At 59.2% G+C, this 17434-nt stretch carries 12 protein-coding genes; 5 read left to right on the top strand and 7 right to left on the bottom strand.

The features are described 5' to 3' along the window. Positions 1-101: 101 nt before the first annotated feature. The 4 genes from CSQ86_RS08700 to CSQ86_RS08685 all read right to left on the bottom strand — a co-directional run bounded on the left by CSQ86_RS08700 (position 102) and on the right by CSQ86_RS08685 (position 4478). Positions 102-1604 carry a ferric reductase-like transmembrane domain-containing protein gene (locus CSQ86_RS08700; RefSeq protein ID WP_165773820.1) on the bottom strand — a complete coding sequence of 501 codons (1503 nt, stop codon included), beginning with the start codon at positions 1602-1604 and terminating at the stop codon, positions 102-104. A gap of 19 nt (positions 1605-1623) precedes the next feature. Further along, complete coding sequence (locus CSQ86_RS08695) at positions 1624-2502, bottom strand: FAD:protein FMN transferase (protein ID WP_100494743.1); 879 nt, start codon at positions 2500-2502, stop codon at positions 1624-1626. 37 nt (positions 2503-2539) lie between these two features. Further along, positions 2540-3079, bottom strand: a complete 540-nt coding sequence (locus CSQ86_RS08690) for an FMN-binding protein (RefSeq protein WP_100494742.1) — start codon at positions 3077-3079, stop codon at positions 2540-2542. Positions 3080-3437: 358 nt separating this feature from the next. Continuing rightward, positions 3438-4478 (bottom strand): LacI family DNA-binding transcriptional regulator, encoded by a 1041-nt coding sequence (locus CSQ86_RS08685; protein WP_100494741.1) that lies wholly within the window; start codon positions 4476-4478, stop codon positions 3438-3440. A gap of 333 nt (positions 4479-4811) precedes the next feature. Between CSQ86_RS08685 and CSQ86_RS08680 the strand changes: the two genes are divergently transcribed. The 4 genes from CSQ86_RS08680 to CSQ86_RS08665 all read left to right on the top strand — a co-directional run bounded on the left by CSQ86_RS08680 (position 4812) and on the right by CSQ86_RS08665 (position 10316). Then, positions 4812-6062, top strand: a complete 1251-nt coding sequence (locus CSQ86_RS08680) for a sugar ABC transporter substrate-binding protein (RefSeq protein ID WP_100494740.1) — start codon at positions 4812-4814, stop codon at positions 6060-6062. A gap of 83 nt (positions 6063-6145) precedes the next feature. Next, positions 6146-7369 (top strand): carbohydrate ABC transporter permease, encoded by a 1224-nt coding sequence (locus CSQ86_RS08675; RefSeq protein ID WP_100494739.1) that lies wholly within the window; start codon positions 6146-6148, stop codon positions 7367-7369. A 1-nt stretch (position 7370) separates the two neighbouring features. After that, entirely contained in the window at positions 7371-8225 is an 855-nt protein-coding gene (locus tag CSQ86_RS08670) for a carbohydrate ABC transporter permease (RefSeq protein WP_100494738.1), read from the top strand. 63 nt (positions 8226-8288) lie between these two features. After that, positions 8289-10316, top strand: a complete 2028-nt coding sequence (locus CSQ86_RS08665) for a glycogen debranching N-terminal domain-containing protein (RefSeq protein ID WP_100494737.1) — start codon at positions 8289-8291, stop codon at positions 10314-10316. A 436-nt stretch (positions 10317-10752) separates the two neighbouring features. Here CSQ86_RS08665 and CSQ86_RS08660 read toward each other — a convergent pair whose 3' ends face one another. From CSQ86_RS08660 to CSQ86_RS08650, 3 genes are all read right to left on the bottom strand, one after another. Continuing rightward, positions 10753-11586 carry a hypothetical protein gene (locus CSQ86_RS08660; RefSeq protein WP_100494736.1) on the bottom strand — a complete coding sequence of 278 codons (834 nt, stop codon included), beginning with the start codon at positions 11584-11586 and terminating at the stop codon, positions 10753-10755. Then, positions 11576-12703 carry an NUDIX hydrolase gene (locus CSQ86_RS08655; protein ID WP_100494735.1) on the bottom strand — a complete coding sequence of 376 codons (1128 nt, stop codon included), beginning with the start codon at positions 12701-12703 and terminating at the stop codon, positions 11576-11578. The genes CSQ86_RS08660 and CSQ86_RS08655 overlap by 11 nt, the downstream gene beginning before the upstream one ends. Before the next feature lie 191 nt (positions 12704-12894). Then, positions 12895-15132 carry an RNA degradosome polyphosphate kinase gene (locus CSQ86_RS08650; RefSeq protein WP_100494734.1) on the bottom strand — a complete coding sequence of 746 codons (2238 nt, stop codon included), beginning with the start codon at positions 15130-15132 and terminating at the stop codon, positions 12895-12897. A 711-nt stretch (positions 15133-15843) separates the two neighbouring features. On the opposite strand from CSQ86_RS08650, the gene CSQ86_RS08645 reads away from it, so the two are divergent. After that, a complete protein-coding gene (locus CSQ86_RS08645) occupies positions 15844-17145 on the top strand; it encodes a metallophosphoesterase (RefSeq protein WP_100494733.1) in 1302 nt (433 codons plus the stop codon). The last annotated feature ends 289 nt before the right edge of the window (positions 17146-17434 follow it).

Raw genomic sequence — 17434 nt, 5'->3', positions numbered from 1 at the left:
GTAGTCCATGATTGCCGACCCGCCGAATCAGCGTCAGTACGGTAGTTGTCGGCCAAAACTGTAGGCCATCGACGCGAATGATACCGTCATCGATGTTGCGGTCACATCGCGAACGGCTCGTAATAGATATCGTCCGCGTGCACGCCATGCTTGAACAGCACCTCGCGCACGGCCTCCATCATCGGCTGAGGCCCGGCGATGAGATACGCGGCACCGGGGCGGATCATTGGCACAATGGTCGCTTCGTCGGCCCGTCCGGCCTGTAGCCGTACGCGCGTGGCCGGTGTAGTGCGACCGAACTGCTCCAGTTCATCGCGGTAGATGAAATCGCGTTCGGATCGCACGGTGTACAGGAAATCGACCGGACGATTGCCGTCCGCATACGCGGTGAGTACGCCGAGCAGTGGCGTGATGCCGATGCCGCCGCCAATCAGTACCAGCGGCGTGCGTTGTCTTCTTGCCGCAGCAACGTTGCGCCCCTGCTGCATAGCGATTTGGTCGGCCTTGGTGGTCGCATGGCTGTCGTGCTCCCGAATGAACTCGGCATAGCGGCCGTACGGCGGCACGATGCGTACGGCATCGCCGGGCTTGAGCGAGGCGATGCGTGCGGTGAAATCGCCGTCCGCACGAATGGCGAATGCCATCGTGGGGGAGTCGGGATGCGGCATGGTGATGGTGGTGCCTGCCACCGACGTGGTGTGCACAGACGTATTGGCATCTGTCGCAGTGGAAGCGGCGAATGAGGCACTTGCGGGCGCGGGGTAGGAATTCGTAAGCGAGAACGGATGGAATTCATGCATGCCATGTTTACCGGGGAAAGCGATGAATGCGAAATCACCGGGATTCCAGCGAATGTTCGCGGTGCTCTGGCCGGCGTTGGCGTGGGCGTTGGCGGGCGTGCCTGCAGTGCCGTCAATCGCTACGGTCAGCTCAGTGACGCGATCGGCCAGAGGGCGCACGGACACCACGCGGCCGCGAATCGCAAATGCCTCACGATTCACACTGCTCCAGATGTAGTAGGCGAACACAATGATTGTGGCCGCATCGAACAGGAAGATGAACGGCTTGATGGACGCAATGTAATCGATCACATGCACATGAATCACAATCAGCACGATGGCCACGATGTTCAATCGATGCAGCCACACACTCATCTCATGGCGGAATACCTGCTCAAGCGCACGCTTGATTGTTGCAAGAACCGGCACATGCGCGGTAAGCCAACCGGCCATAAACACCAGCGACCACACCGCCACCGCCATAAACAGATACAGTCCCAAGTGGCCGGTGAGTCCGATAAGCTCGCCCGCACCGGGCAGCAGGGCCTGATGCACGAAGGCGAAGGCGATGGCCAGAATCGCCAGCACGCCATGAATCATGTACATATGCGGCAATCCGACCGTGCGATCCACCCAGCGCGGGCGGCATGCGAGATACACGGCGGTGAGCATCCAGGTATAGGCGATGACGCCGATTTCCGCGCCAAACATCGAGCTGCTATAGAGTGCCGGGAAGCCGGAGACGAGCGTGGCCAGGAAGGGCAGTGGGACGATGAACAGCACCACGGCCCATGCCAAGGCGATATGCGAGGAAATATGTTTCATAGTGATTCCTGATGATTCCTTAGTGTGTATGGCTGAGAGGTTTGTCGTCGCCGGAGCCGGGCATGAATTGGGTGACGCTGCCATCCGGGCGCACGAATACAGCCATGAGATTTGACTGTGCGACGGGATTGCTGGCGACGATGCCGCGGAAGGTCTGTTCGCCTGCACTGATTGCCGTGGTGGCCCACATGTCGGCAAAAGTGAGGTGGTCGTCCACCACGGTGGCTTGGGCAAGGTCGTGCGCGCTGCGGGTGATGTGCTCGCCGCGTTTGCTGGTGCCTGATGTGGCGACTGCACCATTGCGCAGGGTGATGGTGCGCAGTGTGGCGTTGGGGTTGGCGGGATCCTGCACGCCGATATGCCAAGTGAAGTCACTGTTGCTGGCTACTGCGGTTTGGATATCACCGCCACCGCCAAGAGCCGCTGCTTCGCATACGCCGGTGTTGATTAGCGGCATCAGGAAGCGCTGATGTGCCTGTTCGATGGCCCAACCTTTGACGATGCCGGTGGGGTCGTATTGGCCCGCGTGCATCGGGTCGAAATGCCCGTGTGTCAGTTCTTTGGCTTGCTGGACGAGGGCGTAGATTTCCGCGAAATCGGTGTGTGGAAGTTGGTGTGAAGCGCCGCGTGAAACGCCTTGTGAAACATCATGCGCATTGTTATGCGCAGTTTGCGTGCTGAGCAATGCACTCCAGTCGCCTCGGCGGGCTGCAGAGACTTGGGAATCGGCGCGAAATGGCGAAAACGTGGCTTCGATGTGATGCAGGTAGTCGGCGATGCTGGGTGTGACTTCGTCAATAACCGTGGTGAGCTGTACGGCTTGCTGGGCATTGCCCGCTAATTGCACGGTAAACGGAATGGTCATCGCGTGGATGACGCGCGCTTGTATGACGGTCACGATGATTCCTTTCGATGCTTTGCCGTTGTGCTGCTGCTTACTTGCCGGCGTTTAGCGATTGGTTGATGGTATCCTGCAGCGAATTGACGAAAGCCGTGGAGGTTTCCGTAGCGCCAGAGACAAACTGGATTTCCGAGCTTTGCGCAGTGATGGCGCGTTCGGTAAGCGCCGGAATCGCTTGCGCGTTTACTTGCTGCGAGCGGCCGGTGGACGGTGCCTTGAGTGTGGTGATGGTGGTGATTTTGCCGCCGGAAACCGTAATCTGCAGCTGCACTTCGCCGTACTGGTTCTGGGTGGCGACACCGGTGTAGGTACCGTCGGTGAAACCGGAGTCGTTTGCTGAGCTGGAGTCTGAGCTGCTTGTAGAGCTGGAATCGGAATCGGAGTTGGCCGAGGAATTGCTGTCGTCGCTTTTATTGGATCCTGAGCTTGAGGAGTCGCTGCTCCCGGATGCCAGAGCGGTGCCGCTGGCGGCTGGCTGCTGCACAAAATGAGGCTTGACGAAAAGTAGGAATGCATCGCCGATGATGGCCAGTCCGGCCACTGCGGCGATGATGCCGCGCGTCACAGTTTTCATGGTCACTCCTGGAATGTTTTTATTTCGTATTGGTGTGGTGGCGCATCGGTGGAATACCGCATGCCGATGCGCGCATGAAAATCCCCTGCTACCACACGAAGATATCCGCCCAATGCTGGCGGCTGAGTAAACAATTTCTGAAAGCCCGCTGAAAACCGACGATTCTGTGAGGTATCTCTCACCTCACCTCATCCATCTCATCCCATCCACCTCAGCAAACGTACGCTGAGTGACCGTAAGCGTACGTTTGCTGAGGTAAGGACTCATGTTCCCTCACTTTTCGTACGGTGACGGCCATTCAGCGTACGTTTGCTGAGGTGAGGGTGCCGGAGCAGTGTGAAAGCGCCGATTCGGTAAATTACCGAATCACCAAAGTGGGCTTGAGCAGTACGTGCTGGTCATCGGTCGAGGCATGGGGGGCAGCACCGGGTCTATGCGGGCCGCCGCCAGCCGACGCGGGCGCCGATCCCGCGAGCTGCTCTTGGGTGATGCGCACGATGTGCCGTGCGCTTTCGATTAGCGGCTGTGCGATGCTGGACAGTCCCATCGAGCGTGCGGAGACTGTGTCATCGAAGCCGGTGATGATGATATCCGTATCGTTCGGTAGTACGGTGGCGGCGCCGATGGCGAGCGTATCGCTGACGCATACGATGGCGTCGATGTCAGGGCGTCGGTCCAGCAGCTCGATGCAGGCGGTTTGGCCGGAGAGAATGTCGTTCTTGGCTTCTTCGTACAACTGATCGAGCTCATCCGCGTTGGCCATGCGCGCGTCCAGCATGCTGCTTCGCCAGCCTTGATATCGGTCCATGCCGGTACCTGAAATGCCGGGCCAGCCGATAAATCCGATGTGTTTGCGCCCGTGCAGGATGAGGTGTTGGGTCATTTCGGCGATGCCATAGTGGCCGTCCACGTCCACCCACGGCGTGGCCGGATCGTTCATGATGCGGGCTCCCCAAGGGCGGCCGAACAACACGAACGGCTGATGATGCTCGTGGAGCCAGGCCAATCGCGGGTCGTCGTGCGTGGTGTCCGTGAGCACGAAGGAATCCACGTCGCCTCGGGAACGCAGGGCGTCGAACTGACGGATCTCGTCCTGCTGGGAATCGGTTTTGTAGAGGATTACGCGGATGCCGTTGGCGTCCGCCTCGGTGACGAGCGCGTGCAGGAACCGGTCGTAGACCTGCGAATAGCTGACCGGTGCGATGCCGATGCCGATGGTGTTGCTGCGTTGGGTGCGCAGGCGGCGCGCGGAGGCGTTGGGCGTGTAATTCAACCGGGCGATTGAGGTCTCGACCAGCTTGCGGGTGGCTGGTTTGACGATGGCGGGGTTATTGATGCAATTGGATACGGTTTGCGGCGAGACACCGGCGTCTTTGGCAACGTCTTTGATGCTGACCATGCTGTGTTCCTTCGTGCAATTGGCTTTGCTGCAAAGCCGGGGCGTCAGTGCCTGCCGTTTGGCTGCGGTGATTGGTTCGTTCCAATGATCGTACCGGATTTGACAGATCTTATTGTTGTTGTTTATTATATAACCACTTATTAGAACGTAAAAATCCTATCGGTCGGTAACCAAAGGAGATGCTGATCTATAGATTTCCCGAGTATTGATTTGTATAGCTTGAAAAGCTATAGGTGATACTGCGGGAAATAATTTGAACGTTCTAATGGGGGTAAACGAACAATGGCGATGACGACATGGACGTGCATGACGCTCGGAAGAAAGGACTCGACGATGAGGAACAGGAACAAGCTCACGGCGCTCGCCGCGGCCTCGGTGGCCGTAATGACCCTGCTGGCCGGCTGTGGCGGCGGCAGCGGTTTTGACGATACCGCCAGCTCGGATAAGCCCACCAGCGACAGCTCACAGGAGCTCACCGTACTGATCGGCTCTTCCGGCGATACCGAAACCAAGGCCGTCAAGGACGCCGTGGCCGCATGGTCCAAGAAGTCCGGCACCAAGGCCACCGTGCAGGTGGCCAACGATCTGGCCCAGCAGCTCTCCCAGGGCTTCGCCGGCGGCGACCCTGCGGACGTGTTCTATCTGGCGCCCGAGCAGCTCGCTGGATACGCCTCCAACGGCTCCTTGCTGGCCTACGGCGACCAGCTCAAGAACAAGAGCGACTTCTACGACAACCTCCTGCAGACCTTCACCTATGACGGCAAGCTCTATGCCGCGCCTAAGGACGTGTCCACGCTGCAGCTGGTCATCAATACCGACATGTGGTCCGAGGCCGGTCTGACCGACGCGGATTATCCGACTACTTGGGACGAGCTGGCGGATGTGGCCAAGAAGCTTACCAACAACGATCACGTCGGTCTGGCCTTCAACGGTGAGTATGCCCGCATCGGCGTGTTCCTCAAGCAGGCCGGCGGCGGCCTGGTCAGCGACGACGGTTCCACGGCCATCGCCAACAGCAGCGAAAGCCTCAAAGGTCTGACGGAAGTCAAGGATCTGCTGGACACCGGCACCGTCAAGTACGCCTCCGATCTCGGCACCGGTTGGGGTGGTGAGGCCTTCGGTTCCAAGAAGGCAGCCATGACCATCGAAGGCAACTGGATCACCGGTGGCCTGTCCGCCGACTACCCGGACGTCAAGTACAAGGTGGTGGCCCTGCCCGAAGGCCCGGCCGGTAAGGGCACCATGCACTTCACCAACGGCTGGGGCATCGCGGCCGACAGCAAGAACCAGCAAGGCGCCATCGACTTGGTCGAATACCTGACCAGCGATGACGTGGTGATGGGCTTCGCCAAGGCGTTCGGCATCATGCCCGCCACCAAGACCCTTGCGGACACCTGGAAGGGCGAATTCCCGGAGCTCGCCACCTTCATGGATGGTCTTGATTACTCCGTGACCGTGCCCACAGCCAAGGGCGCCGCCGACGTGGTGACCGACTTCAACGCCCAGCTCGAAGGTCTGAAGACCGGCGATCCCAAGACGATCCTGGACAAGACCCAGACCAACCTGGAAGCCATTCTGCAGTAATCCCGCGTGATTGGCTCCCCTCTTTCCGGCAAGGAAACAGGGGAGCCAATCATTGAGACCCCAATCAACAAAGGAGTTGAAGCATGTCTGCATCACCGGCGGCAACCCCGCGCAAGGGGCGGGCGCGGAAAATCGAACGCCAGCACATCGACCGCAAAGGCCAGGAGATTTCCGGTTGGCTGTTCTGCCTGCCGATGATCGTGATCCTCGGTGTGTTTATGTTCATCCCCATCCTCATGGCCCTGTGGGTGAGCGTGTCCGACTGGACCGGCCGCGGCACCCCGTTCGGAGGCAACGTGAACTTCGTGGCCGGCGAGAACTACGCTGACGTGCTTGCCAAGCCGGGCCTCGCCCAAAGCGATTTCGGCACGGCACTGCGCAACAACGCATGGTACACATTGATCGTCGTGCCGCTGCAGACGCTGCTTTCCTTGGCTCTCGCGGTGATGTTGAACCGCAAGATCCTGAAGGCCCGCAGCTTCTTCCGTACGGCCTTCTACTTCCCCTCGGTCACCAGCTCTGTGGCCATCACCGTGCTGTGGCTGTTCCTCTTCAACGCCGCAGGCCCGATTAACGCCATACTGAAATGGTTCGGCGTGAACGGTCCGAACTGGTTCAATGATCCGCAGGGCATCATCCATATCCTTCTCGGTGCGTTCGGCATTAAGAACGGGCCTGCAGTGCTCACCGAGCACAGTTTCCTGGGCGTTAGCGCATGGGACTGGCTGGCCGGCCCGTCCGTGGCGATGTTTGCCATCATCCTCATGGTCATCTTCACCACCTCCGGCACCTACATGCTGATGTTCATCGCCGCCTTGCAGAGCATCGGCGAGGCCACCGAGGAGGCCGCGATCATGGATGGCGCCACACCGTGGCAGCGCATGTGGAAAGTCACCGTACCGCAATTGAAGCCCACGATTTTCACCGTGGTGACGCTGGGCATCATCGGCACCTGGCAGGTGTTCGACCAGATCTACACCGGCACACAGGGCGGCCCGGCAAAGACCACGCTCACCACCGCATACCTTTCGTACAGTGCCGCATTCAACAGCCAGGAATGGGGGCGTGGCGCCGCAATCTCCTTCATCCTGTTCGTCATCATCATCGTGATGACCTGGATTCAGCGTTGGGTGATGAAAGACAAGAAACTGTCCCGCCGTAAACTCGCCGAGTATGAGGCGATGAAGGCCGAGGCCCGATCCATGACCAAAGCCGAAGTCATGTCGCTGGGCGCGGGCCGCTCGGGCAAGGCCGCTGCTGGGATAGCCGAAGCGGTAGACGCAACTGTTGTTGGAAAGGAGCGTTGAGATGCATAAGACCCAAGGTTCCTGGTTCAAGCGATTCCGCGATAGCGGCATCATCCTATACCTTATCCTGATTGTGCTGGCGCTGATCTACATCATGCCGTTCATCACGCAGGTGGCCACCTCTTTCAAAACCGATGCAGACGCCACAGCCAACCCGATCTCGCTGGTGCCGGAGATCTGGACCACCGCCGCATATCAGAAATTGTTCCTCAATTCGGACTTCCCGGTCTGGTTCAAGAACTCGTTCATCGTCACGATTGTGGTGACGCTTGGCCGTGTCTTCTTCGATTCGCTGGCCGGCTATGCGCTCGCGCGTATCGAATTCCGCGGTCGCAACCTTATCTTCAACCTGCTGCTGGCGGTGATGAGCGTGCCGATGGTGGTGCTCCTCATCCCCAAGTTCCTCATCATCAAATCCCTGGGAATCTACGACAGCTACGCCGGCATGATTCTGCCGCTGCTGATTGATGCGGCAGGCGTGTTCATCATGAAGAACTTCTTCGAATCGATTCCCCGATCCGTGGAAGAGCAGGCGATGATTGACCGTGCGGGTACCTTCCGCATCTTCTGGTCGATTGTGCTGCCGATGGCCCGCCCGGCGCTGGTGACCATCTCGATCCTGTCTTTCCAAGGATCGTGGAATGAACTCTCCCATTTCATCGTCTCCACGCAGTCCTCGTCTTTGACCACCTTGACCAAGGGTGTGGCGTCGCTTGCCAGCGGCCAGCTCTCGCAAGGCAACCAGTATCCGGTCAAACTGGCGGCCGCCGTGGTCATGACCATCCCTGTGGCTGTGCTGTTCTTCGTCTTCCAGAAGCAGATTATGAACAGTTCCGAAGGCTCCGTGAAGGAGTGACGCCGGCCGGCGAGAGCCCAATCAATACCTCGATTCTTTGCTCAATTTTTTGGAGAACCAACTATGACTACATCCCAGCAGATCCGCCAGCCGTGGATGCACGACATGCGTCCGATCCTCACTGCGCCAGCCCAGCTCTGGGCCGAAGCCGACGGTACGGTGGACGCATCCGCCGCTCATGCCGGCGCAGCCAGCCTGGCCGGCTACTACGTAGGCGATACCCGCATCCTCTCGCGCATTGTAACCCGTGTGAACAGCGAGGCTCTCACGCCAATTTCCTGGCGTTCCACCGCCGCCGGTCGCAGTATTACCTCGCTGGTGGCCCGCAATGTCGAAGGTCCGACCGTGGACCCATCCGTGCGCGTCAGCGAAACCCGCGAACTTACGCCGACGACATTTGCCGAGCGATACGCAATCGCCAGCGTGATCACCGAACCTATCGAACTGGACTTTGCCGTAACGCTGCGATTCGACATGGCCACAATGCAGGAAATCAAAGGTGGCACACCGTCCACGGCTGCGGCAGGCGGACAGATTGCGATTACGCGACCAGTCAATGGCGAAGCCCCCGCCGTGCAGGTTGCATACGGCAACATCATCGTTGATGTGACTGCGGATGATACGAATGCCGGTGTTCCTGTGATCGATGTGGATGGGCTTGACTGCACCTTGCGCTGGCATCTGACGGTGCCTGCGCGCGGCAGCGCCACGGTTGGACTGAACATCGCCGTGGATGCCAAGGCCAATGCGGTGACCGCCGCCGCTTCTGTAAGTCCGTGGGCCAATGTTGCGGTTGAGGCCGCGGACAGCCGTGTGGCCGACTGGGTTAACACCTCGCTGCGCGATCTCTCCGGTTTGCGCATGGCCATCCCCGCGCTGCCGGACGATGAGTTCCTGGCCGCCGGCGCCCCCTGGTTCTTTACGCTGTTCGGACGCGATTCGTTGTGGGCCGCGCGGTTCATGCTGCCGTTGACCACCCGTACCGCCATGGGCACGTTGCGCACGCTCGCGCATTTCCAAGCCCAAGAGTCGAATGCGCAGACCAACGCGGACCCCGGCAAGATTATGCACGAATTGCGCGCGGAGACGTTGGTGCAGACCGGAGCATTCGATGATGGCATGCGCCTACCGCCGCTGTATTACGGCACTATTGATGCCACGCCGCTATGGATCATCCTGCTCGGCGAAGCATTGCGCTGGGGTGCGCCTGAGGAAGAGGTACGCGCGCTGCTGCCCAACCTTGAGGCTGCGCTCGCTTGGCTGCGCGACTGGGGTGACTGCGATGGTGATGGTTTCCTGGAATACATCGACCGTTCCGGTCATGGTCTGAGCAATCAGGGCTGGAAGGATTCCGGCGATTCCGTGCGTTGGAATGACGGGCGCATCGCCGAGGGGCCCATCGCCCTGTGCGAGGTGCAGGGATATGCTTACCAGGCTGCCGTGATTGGTGCGGATTTGTTGGAGCGTTTCGGTCGCCCTGGCGCTGATGCGTGGCGCGAGTGGGCCGCCCAGCTCAAGACCCGATTCAACGAGCTGTTCTGGGTGGATGATGGCCGAGGACGCTATCCCGCCATTGCGCTGGACAAGGATAAGCGCCCGGTCGATTCGCTGACCAGCAACATCGGCCACCTGCTCGGTACCGGAATCCTGGATCCCGAAGGTGTGGCTGCGGTGGTCAAGCGGTTGGCCAGCAATGACATGCTTTCCGGCTATGGCGTGCGCACGATGAGCGCACTTGCCGGCGGTTATTGGCCTGAAAGCTACCATTGCGGCTCGGTGTGGGCGCACGACAGCGCCATTGTGATGAATGGTCTGCGCGCGGAGGGCTATGTTGCCGAAGCTTTGCAGGTGGCTGAGGGATTGGTGCGTGCTGCCGCCGCATTCGATTATCAGATTCCCGAGCTGTATTCCGGTGATGCGGGAGAGAGTGGGCCTGCGCCGTACCCGGCTGCCTGCCATCCGCAGGCATGGTCCGCAGCCTCCAGCGTATCGGTACTTGCGTTGTTGCTCGACTTGGACCCTGATGGGTCCTCGTCGCCGGTTGACTCGCCGCTTGCCCAAGGTTTGCAGATCATGCGCGATGCAGGATGAGGCAATGAAGGTTGAGGAATTAGCCGCCTTTACCTCAGCAAACGTACGCTGAGTGACCGTAAGCGTACGTTTGGTGAGGTAAGGGTGCCGGAGAAGTGTGAAAGCGTCGAGCCGCGAAAGCGCCTGTCGGCGCAAGGGCTGGAGCGTTAAGCGGACAGCACGGTGTGCTGTCCGTAGCGACAGCCTGAGCGAGGCAATAGCCGAGCGAAGGTGATGTTGAGTCTTCGCGTAAGCGAAGTCCTTAATTGCAGGACCGGAGGGGCTCGCGGCACTTGCGGAATTGCTTGGATGATGGAAAATGAAGCGTCGAGCCGCGAAAGCGCCTGTCGGCGCAAGGGCCGCTCGCGGCGGCAAAAAATGGAGCCCGGGGCTTAAGCACGGCCCGACGCGAATCCCTAGTATAGCGTGCCGACTGATATTGGCACGCCGGCTGCCACTACTCCAGTCGCCCGCGGCGCCAGAGATGCGCGCCTTGCTCGAATGTGCGCGCGGTGGTCATCAGATTCGCCGATGTATGCAGCAGACGGGCCGCTCGAGTCGCGGGATGCGTTGTCCCCGAGCTCGGTGCTGACCCTGCGGCCTGCTTTGCGGACAATTCTTCGCCGACGGCGGCGCTCCGCTTGGCAGCCACCCGCAGCCCGAGCGCCACCACATCGGTAAACGCTGCCGCACGCTCCAGAGCCACGGCGAAATCACCCACGAATGCACCGGAGAGAATCGAATCAGCCAATCGTACGATGTCATCTTCGGTAGGTGCCTGGTCTACGCCGGCAATCGCCGATGCCGTAGTGGCCACCGGCTCCCCGAGCCGCCACAGCTGTGCAATCGAATCACGATTATTGCGCATCCATGTGCGCAGCATATACAGTCGCCACAGCACACCTGGCAGCGAATCCGGTTCGGCGTCGCTCCAGAGCTCCGCGATTTCGTCTACGCCGACGGTTTCCACCAAAGTCAGCACGCGCTGCACGACTTCCGGATCTTCGCTATGACGCACACGATCCAGCAATGCTGCAGCAGAGAGATGACTCATCTCGCTGAGGGCCTGTGGATCCATGCCGCCGGCCAACCCGTCGGCCACTGCCGGGTCGAGCTGAGCCGGGCGCGATGGGCGCGCCGAACCCATGCGGGCCGGGCTGAACGCAACACCGGCTGCACGCAATGAACCGAATCCCGGTCCTAAGCCAGACCCACCATGCGCGGCGGCATGAGCCGCTGCCGCAGCCGCGGATGAATTGGATGAGTCGGGGAAAGCAGGCCTAGTAGACAAGCGGTTGAACCTTCTGAATATCGATGATTTCCGGACCATCCGGAGTACTGACAACGAATAATGCTACCGCTGTGCCGGTGGGCATGAACGGCGTTTTCGCGATAAGCCGCTTGCCGAGCGCCGCCGGCCGGCACATGCCGCGCAAATGCTCGAACATGCCGCCGATCACCGGCCGGTGCATGCAGATCACTGTGCCCTGCTCGCGTTCAAGAGCGAAGTCGATTTCGCTGAGCGTGCACTCCCACGCGCCCTCCGGATTGGCAGCAAAAGCATCTTCGGTGAGCTCGTTCAGCTTGACCATTTCGCTGTTGGTTTCCCAAGCGAAGGTTTCCAACGTCTGCTGGCAGCGAATCCATGGCGAAGTGGCCAAACGAATGGGATTGAAACATGCGAGCTCGGGATTCAGCGCATAAGCGGCCGCTGCGCCGCGCGGGGTGATCGGACGATTGGCGTCCGTGCCCTTCCACATTTTGCGGGCCTCGGCTTTGCCGTGGCGCACGATGATCACCGGTTGCGCCTTGAGCGCGCCTTCCTGCACCCGGTCGACAAACAGCGCCAGGACGTCCTTATCCGTGGAATGCGTCAGTTTTTTGCGTGCCTCAAGTGGGGTGAGCCAGAGCACCTCGTCGATTTCGCCTTCGTCCGCGCGGTGCACCGGGCCGAATGCATGCGTGCGGCGCAGATTATCGACTGCGCTGATCGGATGCGCCATCCAGAACAGTACATGCTTGCCATCTTCGGAGATGTTCTTGGTATGCCGGTGCTTGGCGCCTTCTTCGGAGATGGGATAGGTGACCTCACCCAAATATGCGCCAAGCGCTACTGGCAGTCCGCTTTCCTCGCCCATCTCTCGCACGGCAGCATGCCTATGCGATTCATTGGGATCGAGCTTGCCCTTCGGCCAGCTCCAATCGTCATACTTCGGACGGTGCACTATGCACAGTTCGATTTGACTGAGTACGTTGTGCGATGAATCCGACAGCGCCTGCGCGTTCGCGGCATCGTAGGATTCGTCGGATTCGGATTGTTCCCGGGTGCTGAGCGTTTGCGTGGCAGAGCTCTCGGCGGTCTTCCACCGGTAGATGATTCCGCCGGCGGCTTCGGTGACATGCCTCATATTATTGCTACCCATCACTGGTTATTGTAGGGCAAATCTGCTGCCGCTACGTAGTTTGTGCTTACAAAACGACGATGCCCGGTTTCCTGCGGGAGTGCAGGAAACCGGGCATCAATCACTATCTGTCCGCTAACAGTCTACCAGTGTTTTTGTGTTAGCGTTCACACATGGGTGTGCATGCGCGGGGCATGTCAGTTGTGGGCGGCGCGGCGGCGGGAGTGCTTGCGAATCAGGTACTCCTGGCTGTCCACTAGCGGGCGACCCTCGTCATCCTTGGTGTGCAGTACATAGGTGCCGTCCGGCTGCATGTGCCAGCTCACGGTGGAGTCGGCCATCTGCAGGTCCACATACTTGATGAGCTCGTCGATCTGCTCCGGAGCGGTGATACGCACCAGAGCCTCCACACGACGGTCGAGGTTGCGGTGCATTAGATCAGCGGAACCGATGTACACCTCAGGGCCGGAAGCCGGGCCTTCGCCGATCTGCGGGCCATCGGCGTTGCAGAAGGCGTAGATGCGGGAGTGCTCGAGGAAGCGGCCGAGAATCGAGCGCACGCGGATGTTCTCGGACAGTCCCGGAACACCAGGCTTCAGCGCGCAAATACCACGTTCGACGATGTCGATCTTCACACCGGCCTGAGAAGCGCGGTACAGGGCATCAATGGTCTTCTCATCGACGATGGAGTTGACCTTGATCTTGATCCATGCTTCCTTGCCGGCGCGAGCGGCATCCTCCTCGCGGCGGATGCGCTGAATCAGACCAGTGCGCACGGTACGAGGGGCAACCAGCAGGCGGTGGAAGCTGGACTTCGGAGCGTAGCCGGAAAGCTGGTTGAACAGGCGGGTCAAATCCTGGCCGACCACCGGGTCGCAGGTCAGCAGACCCAAATCGGTGTACAGACGTGCGGTCTTCGGGTTGTAGTTACCGGTACCCACGTGGCAGTAGCGGCGCAGACCGTCGGCTTCCTGACGCACGACTTCGATGAGCTTGCAGTGCGTCTTGAGGCCCACGATGCCGTACACCACGTGCACACCTGCGCGTTCGAGCTTGCGGGCCCAGGCGATGTTGGCATCCTCATCGAAACGAGCCTTGATCTCCACCAGTGCGAGCACCTGCTTGCCAGCGTGTGCGGCATCGATCAGTGCGTCGATGATCGGGGAGTTGGAGCTGGTTCGGTAGAGCGTCTGCTTGATAGCCAGGACCTTAGGATCCGCCGCAGCTTGTGCCAGAAAGGCCTGAACCGAGGTGGAGAAGGAATCGTAGGGGTGATGCAGCAGGATATCGCGCTCGCGGATGGCGGCGAAGATGTCCTGTGCGCGGGAGGATTCGACTTCTGCGATCTGGCGGTTCGTAGTCGGCACGAACGGGCGGTTCTTCAAATCCGGGCGATCCACGCCACCGAGTTCGAAGAGCACGGTCAGGTCCAGCGGGCTGGGCAGACGGTAGACCTCGTCCTGGCTCACGCCGAGCTGGTCGGCGAGCAGCTGGGAGAGGAACGGGCTCGTGGTATCGGTGATTTCGAGGCGGATCGGCGGTCCAAAGCGACGACGCAGCAGTTCCTTCTCCATGGCGTTGAGCAGGTTCTCGGCGTCGTCCTCTTCCACGTCGATGTCTTCGTTACGGGTCACGCGGAAGGAACGGGCTTCCTTGATGATCATGCCCGGGAACAGGGATTCGAGGTGTGCGGCGATGAGCTTCTCCATGGTGATGAAGCCGTAACGCTCATCCTTGGACTCTTCGTCGGTCATGTCGTCCACCGGAACCAGGCGCGGCAAGTTGCCAGGAATCTTGACGCGGGCGAAGTGGGACTTGCCGGATGCCGGGTTCTCCACGATCACGGCGAGGTTGATGGAACCGCCGGAGATGTAGGGGAACGGGTGGGCCGGATCCACTGCGAGCGGGGTCAGCACCGGGAAGACCTGCTGGCGGTAGTAGCGGGAGAGACGCTCCTGCTCGGATGGGGTGAGCTTATCCCAAGTCAGCAGGACGATGTGCTCCTTCTCCAGCTCAGGGAGAATGGTGTTGATGGTGTAGTGTGCGTGCTCGTCCTGCAGACGATGCGCGGTCTCGCTGATGGCGCGCAGCAGCTGGCGTGGGCTCAGGCCCGCGGCGGAGGGCACGGCGATGCCGGAATCGATACGGCGCTTCAGGCCTGCTACGCGGACCATGAAGAACTCATCCAGGTTCGAGGCGAAGATCGCGGAGAAGTTGGCGCGCTCAAGCAGCGGCACATCTTCATCTTCTGCCAGCTCGAGTACGCGCTGGTTGAACTTGAGCCAGCTCAGTTCGCGGTCGAAGAAGCGATCCTTGGGCAGTGGGGCTTCGCCTTCCTTATCGACGCGGCGGTCGTTCTTATCTGTTTCGGCAATATGCTCTGCGATTTGGCTGCGCAGAATTGCCTTTGAGGGTGCGTCAAATATCTGTGCCATAGCTTACATCGTAGGCTTTGGTGTGGCCGGATTCCGGGGTTACGCGCCAGAGTTCAGACTCCGTTCATGTTGGTGTTGAAGTTGTGTGCGACACGCCGGTGGAAGACTGCAATCGCACGGAAGCAAACATCGTACGGGTTCGAATCGAACGCAAGCATTCGTTTATTGGATATATCTAAGTTCGATTGAACAGTTGCGATAAAAACCGAACAACCGTGGTGCTCGGCTTGCGGTATCGAGGCTACGTGAATAGATTATGAACTACAAGAACAACTGAACAGAGCAGAGCCCACAAATAGTGTATGGTCACGAGGACTGTTACGTTGGACGGGCATTGGAAAGACTTACCGTTGCAACGATGATGTTGTGCAGAGATTCTGCTCGCGAGGTTGAACTTGTAGAAAAGGCCCACTTCGGTGGGCCTTTTCTTTTGCTCAATCACAGGTGATGGGCCCTGGGTGATGGTCATAACGGACTGTAACTGCGCGTCCGTCCGTACCTCTCGCGCAGTTACTGCCTGTATTGGGCCGCTAATCGGCAGTATCTGCGCGGTGCAACGAAGGCCTCGCGCACATACTGCCGATTGGAGCCTCATTTCCGGCTGTAACTGCGCGGCGGATACGTCAGAGCGCGTACATAGTGTCTGTTCACAACCTGTTTTGCCTGCGTGACCGCCGCCTGTTTCAAGATTGCATGTGTACAGTGGTGTGCATGACGGAAACACAGCGAGCTCCCGAGGGTTTCAGACCCCGTATCAAGCCGGCCGAAGCCGGTGATGACCGCCCGGTTTCTATCTCCGCGCGGCTTGGCCGGCTGCAATTCCATACGTCTGGCAAATTCCGTGTGCTGCAGGTCGCGGATATTCAGGACGGTCCGAAAATCGCCAAAGACACGATCGCGTTGCTCGAAGCGAGCCTTGATGCCACGCGCCCTGACCTCGTGATTTTTTCCGGCAATCAGATTGCCGGATTCGGGCCCTCGTTTGCAGGGACGTTCCGCAAGCGCCGCTGGAGCGAGGAGTCCATCAGCGAAAGTGCACTTGAGAAAACTCGCACCATGGTGCGTGAGGCGACTGCCCAGCTGGTGGCTCCATTGGAGGTGCGCAAAGTGCCGTGGGTGGTGACCTATGGCAATCACGATTTCCAGTGTGGGCTGAGCAATGCCGAGCTTGAGGCCATCTACCGTGAGTTTCCTGGCTGCATCAATGCCGCCGATACGTTGTTGCCTGATCAAACCATATACGATTGCGAACCGGGCACATTGGCTCTACCGGTGCGTGATGTGGAGAACAATCGCAATGTGTTTGGCTTGGTGATTCTTGATTCTGGTGATTATGCACGCGGTGGCGGCTTCGGTGTACCTTCTGAGTGCGCGCTTGATTTTCTGCGCAAAGTGCCGGGATTGCTCAGTAACCAGGGCGAGCGGAGTGACCAAGATGGTGCAGTGCAATCGATGGTATTCCAACACATGCCGTTGCCCGAATACTACGATGTGCTCAAGCCGGTGCCGGCCAATACGGCTTATGCGATGCAAGGATATCGCAATCATGCCAATACCTATTACATTCTCGACGAGGAACGCACGCAGCCGGGCAGTTATCTCGGCGAGGGCATCTCGTGCCCCGATCAATCAGATGAATTTGCGATTCTGCGCGATACCGGTGGCTACTTTGCTGTGGCTGCAGGCCATGATCATCGCAATGGATTCGTGGGGAAGCATCAGGGGATCACGCTAATGGCCACTCCAACCTGTGGTTTTAATACCTATGGCCCGGCGCCGGCGAAGCGTGCGACACGACTGATTGAGTTTGATATCCGTCACCCATATGAGCCGCGTACGCAGCTGCTGGAGTTCGGCGAGCTGGTTGGCAAGCCCAGTTCCAAGCAGGCGTACACCTATGCGCTGAACCAGAGTGTGCCCGGTGAAGGCGAGGGGGACGATTTGCTGCGGAAGCCATCGATTTGGAGCAAGGTGGCTGACGTGTTCCACGACATCGCCATCAACTTGCCGTGAGTCACGATCTGTGACATCTTGCAGTCGTTTAGCCTGGAAAGAATGGACTGTAGGTTTTTGAACAAAGACTGTAGGAATTTAAATAAAGACTGTAGGTTTTTGAACGAAATACGTTAGGAATCCTACAGTCGGTGTTCAAAAACCTACAGTCAGGATTGAAAAACCGCCAGCCGGTATTCAAAAACCTACAGTTGAGGATATGAAAGATGGTTGGCACAGCCATATAGTCAAATATGTAACAGAAAGGGCTGTTCACTGGGGATATTTCAGTGAGCAGCCCTTGAAAGTA

Source organism: Bifidobacterium felsineum (genome assembly GCF_002802915.1).
Taxonomy (GTDB): Bacteria; Actinomycetota; Actinomycetes; order Actinomycetales; family Bifidobacteriaceae; genus Bifidobacterium; species Bifidobacterium felsineum.
This window is presented reverse-complemented; position numbering and strand designations above follow the sequence as displayed.

Bases quoted from the DNA above. Each gene is read 5' to 3' on its own strand.
- CSQ86_RS08650 (WP_100494734.1), bottom strand. From the start codon at position 15,132: ATGGCACAGATATTTGACGCACCCTCAAAGGCAATTCTGCGCAGCCAA.
- CSQ86_RS08670 (WP_100494738.1), top strand. From the start codon at position 7,371: ATGCATAAGACCCAAGGTTCCTGGTTCAAGCGATTCCGCGATAGCGGC.
- CSQ86_RS08690 (WP_100494742.1), bottom strand. From the start codon at position 3,079: ATGAAAACTGTGACGCGCGGCATCATCGCCGCAGTGGCCGGACTGGCC.
- CSQ86_RS08655 (WP_100494735.1), bottom strand. From the start codon at position 12,703: ATGAGGCATGTCACCGAAGCCGCCGGCGGAATCATCTACCGGTGGAAG.
- CSQ86_RS08675 (WP_100494739.1), top strand. From the start codon at position 6,146: ATGTCTGCATCACCGGCGGCAACCCCGCGCAAGGGGCGGGCGCGGAAA.
- CSQ86_RS08700 (WP_165773820.1), bottom strand. From the start codon at position 1,604: ATGAAACATATTTCCTCGCATATCGCCTTGGCATGGGCCGTGGTGCTG.
- CSQ86_RS08665 (WP_100494737.1), top strand. From the start codon at position 8,289: ATGACTACATCCCAGCAGATCCGCCAGCCGTGGATGCACGACATGCGT.
- CSQ86_RS08680 (WP_100494740.1), top strand. From the start codon at position 4,812: ATGAGGAACAGGAACAAGCTCACGGCGCTCGCCGCGGCCTCGGTGGCC.
- CSQ86_RS08685 (WP_100494741.1), bottom strand. From the start codon at position 4,478: ATGGTCAGCATCAAAGACGTTGCCAAAGACGCCGGTGTCTCGCCGCAA.
- CSQ86_RS08645 (WP_100494733.1), top strand. From the start codon at position 15,844: ATGACGGAAACACAGCGAGCTCCCGAGGGTTTCAGACCCCGTATCAAG.